Consider the following 3,175-nt stretch of genomic DNA (forward strand, 5'->3'; position numbering starts at 1 on the left):
AGTGCAAAACCCGTTCTTTATATATACGGCATCTTTTTATTTATTTCATGGAATTTGATGCTTTTATTGGATCAGACACATTATACGATAGAAGATAAGATTAAAGGTGTCCTATTTATCTGTACGGTGACGCCAATCTTGTTTACGCTTGTCTATATTTATCACAAGCATCGAATAGGAAAAATAATCGTAGCGTGGGCGTTAGGCGGATTATTTCTCATCAATACGGTATGTTTTTTTGTCGTTCCATAAAAATGGACGTTAAAACATGCTCTTCTCCAACTTATTAGGAGAGAGCATGTTTTATGGAATCAATCCGCTTATTGGCTTTTCATACAAACATACAGAAATGTATGAATGGAGATAAAAGAAACCAAACATAGAAGAAAGAAGGAATCCTTGATGCTGCCATTACGTCCTGGGGATAAAATCGGTATTTTTACACCTTCATCTCCCGCAACAGTCACAGCCAGAACGCGATTCGAACGAGCGAAATCCTTTCTTGAAAGCAAAGGTTTCATCATTATCGAAGGAATGTTAACCGGAAAAGCAGAATCCTATCGGTCAGGATCGCCCAAGGCACGGGCTGAGGAATTAAATGAATTGTTAAGAAATCCAGATATTAAGATGATAATGGCAACCATCGGTGGGAGCAATTCCAACAGTCTCTTGCCATATATCGATTATGATGCTTTTTACAACCATCCCAAGTTTGTCGTTGGTTATTCCGATACGACTGCCATTCTTCTAGCTCTTTATCATAAAACGAATATAACGACGTACTACGGACCAGCACTCATTCCTTCTTTTGGCGAGTGGGCGCCCCTGGTTCATGATACGTGGTCGCATTTCGAGAACTACTTTATGAGTGCGCCATCCCTGCCTTACGAGATTCCTATGCCTCCATATTGGTCGGATGAACCGGTGAACTGGTTGGATAAAACGACCACCAAAACCTTGTATCCGAATGAATGGACGGCAAGAAATCCTCATGCCGTGGAAGGAAGACTCATCGGTGGGAATGTAAATGCCATGTATGGATGTATTGGTACCGATTATTTTCCCACCATTCATCACGGCGATATCTTGCTCATCGAGGACAGCGCAAAAGATGCGGCCATCGTCGAAAAAAATTTTGCAATGCTGAAAATGCATGGCATCTTCGAGAAGGTATCTGGCATTATTTTAGGAAAGCATGAAAGATATGACGATCTTGGCACTGGGAACAAGCCCATAGATCTTCTATTGGAACAACTGGACGGAAAGAACATTCCTATTCTAGCCGATTTCGATACCAGCCATACGCACCCGATGCACCCCTTAGCAATCGGGAAACAGGTGGCTTTAAATACCAGAGCCAAAACCGTTTATTGTACGGAAGATTGGTTGTAATTCCTGATATTTTCATCGATATTTTTAAAAATCGTAAAATATGAAGACAAAGTGATTAACTACCGATAAGCGCAATGATGTAAATGACTAAGAGGGTCATGCATGCCTAAGGAGATATATTCCTTCAGGCATCTTTTTGTTCCTTCTGGCTTTAAAAAACAAAAGCGAAGAGCACCGTTTCAATGGCCATGGATAAGTACAGCAGAAGGGATAGAATAACCAGATGAAGCTTTTTTAGTTTCAGAGATAGGAGTGGCGCAACCAAACCCGACAGGACAAGGAGAAACATCACAAGGAAGATCCCGGAGATGCTCTGATAGAGAGAAAAAGAACCTTCCTGCGTGAATGGGGTGAACCACTCGATCGGCAAGGTAAGAGAAAGATACACGAGCGTTCCCACCAGGAGAATATTCCAAATCGCAATGGACATTATTGGTGAAGGCATAAGTATCAGATCCTTCAGAGAAAGAAACACAGCACCGAGCTACGCTCCATCTCGTTTTCTTTTAGCATAAATGGTCGAACGGGGAACGCCCGTCACTTTCACGATATCATTCACGCTCATGTTATTAGTGGCCCGGTTTTCGAATAGTTGGAGGGCTTGCTGAACGGCTTTATCCGATTGGCCCGGGCGGCCCATGTGCTTGCCCTGGGCTTTCGCACGTTCTCGTCCTTCCGTAGTGCGCTCCCGAATCAGCTCTGCTTCAAATTGGGCAAAGCTCCCCAACACGTTAAACAGCAGCGTCTGCATGCTATTCGTATCCCCGCCGGCATGAAACTCCATGTTATCTTTCAAAAACAACACCGAAATACCTTCCGCAGCCAGCTCATGAACGATGTTGTTCAGATCAATAATGGAACGGGCCAGACGGTCAATTTTCGTCACCACCAGGGTATCACCCGGACGGGCGTAACGAATGGCTTCTTGTAATTGTTCTCGTTCAGTCGTCGTTGTTCCTGTCACTTTCTCGGTAAAGATTCGAACGCAGCCGGCTTCTTCCAACAATTGCTGCTGGGAGCTGAAATCCTGGTGAAAGGTCGATACGCGTGCATAGCCAATACGTTGAGCCATTGCTAACTCCTCCATGCATTTATTTGTGATCCAGAGAAATATTCGAGTAAATATGAACCTGCTGGCCATTGAATTGCTCTTCTACTTCCAACTGCATAGGCAAGCTTCTGGCTACCTGGACGGAAAACTTATTTTGCGGTTGAATAAGTGCGATCATTTTTTCCAATTGGAGGTTCGTTTTTCCAAAACGAAAAAACGCCTGGGCTGCTTCTTTTGCGTAACCATTGCTCTGCGCTTCCGGAATGATCCAATAACCAATTTCATAATGGCGCTGACCCTGCAGCATTTGAGGAACAATACCTGCATGGCCAATCCGCATGTTTGTTGGCACATGCTCAATAACTTTTAAACCAAGCCGTTCATCCTCCTCGTAATGGCCAAATATCCATTGTAAAAATTGTGCCGTTTCCTGATGGGTTTTCGTCGACCCCTGGCCGATATATTGCATCATTTCCTGCGAAGCCAACATTCCCTGAAGAAAATCGAGGTCTTGTTCGGTGTAATTTCGAAACATCAGTCGCGGACTGGTGAGCGTAAACATGATGGTTGTTCTCCTTTTAAGGAACTGTGTTTTACTTATTGAGGATGAAGTATAATTTGTCTAAAAGTCTGCAATCTATTGTACTTTTCATTATAGACGAACTTTTAGATAGAAAACACCCCGTTTTTTTTGTCAAAAACGGGGTGTTTCGAGTATTGTCCAGAAGTTAA

At 43.3% G+C, this 3,175-nt stretch carries 5 protein-coding genes; 2 read left to right on the top strand and 3 right to left on the bottom strand.

The window, feature by feature from the left end:
* Both G548_RS19555 and G548_RS0116725 read left to right on the top strand, forming a co-directional pair.
* A partial coding sequence (locus G548_RS19555) for a hypothetical protein (RefSeq protein WP_027847509.1) occupies positions 1–252 on the top strand: 252 nt, incomplete at its 5' end.
* A gap of 147 nt (positions 253–399) precedes the next feature.
* Positions 400–1,392 carry a S66 family peptidase gene (locus G548_RS0116725; protein WP_027847510.1) on the top strand — a complete coding sequence of 331 codons (993 nt, stop codon included), beginning with the start codon at positions 400–402 and terminating at the stop codon, positions 1,390–1,392.
* Positions 1,393–1,543: 151 nt separating this feature from the next.
* Here G548_RS0116725 and G548_RS0116730 read toward each other — a convergent pair whose 3' ends face one another.
* The 3 genes from G548_RS0116730 to G548_RS0116740 are packed head-to-tail and all read right to left on the bottom strand — an operon-like array spanning position 1,544 to position 3,005.
* Positions 1,544–1,837, bottom strand: a complete 294-nt coding sequence (locus tag G548_RS0116730; protein WP_022795286.1) for a hypothetical protein — start codon at positions 1,835–1,837, stop codon at positions 1,544–1,546.
* Between the two features lie 39 nt (positions 1,838–1,876).
* On the bottom strand, positions 1,877–2,464 hold the full coding sequence (locus G548_RS0116735; RefSeq protein ID WP_022795287.1) for a recombinase family protein: 588 nt from the start codon (positions 2,462–2,464) through the stop codon (positions 1,877–1,879).
* Between the two features lie 19 nt (positions 2,465–2,483).
* Entirely contained in the window at positions 2,484–3,005 is a 522-nt protein-coding gene (locus tag G548_RS0116740) for a GNAT family N-acetyltransferase (RefSeq protein ID WP_022795288.1), read from the bottom strand.
* Between the last annotated feature and the right edge of the window lie 170 nt (positions 3,006–3,175).

The sequence above is a fragment of the Marinococcus halotolerans DSM 16375 genome (genome assembly GCF_000420725.1).
Lineage (GTDB): Bacteria > Bacillota > Bacilli > Bacillales > Marinococcaceae > Marinococcus > Marinococcus halotolerans.

What these genes read in the sequence shown, in the direction of transcription:
- G548_RS0116730 (WP_022795286.1), bottom strand. Translation starts at nt 1,837, where the DNA reads ATGCCTTCACCAATAATGTCCATTGCGATTTGGAATATTCTCCTGGTG.
- G548_RS0116735 (WP_022795287.1), bottom strand. Translation starts at nt 2,464, where the DNA reads ATGGCTCAACGTATTGGCTATGCACGCGTATCGACCTTTCACCAGGAT.
- G548_RS0116740 (WP_022795288.1), bottom strand. Translation starts at nt 3,005, where the DNA reads ATGTTTACGCTCACCAGTCCGCGACTGATGTTTCGAAATTACACCGAA.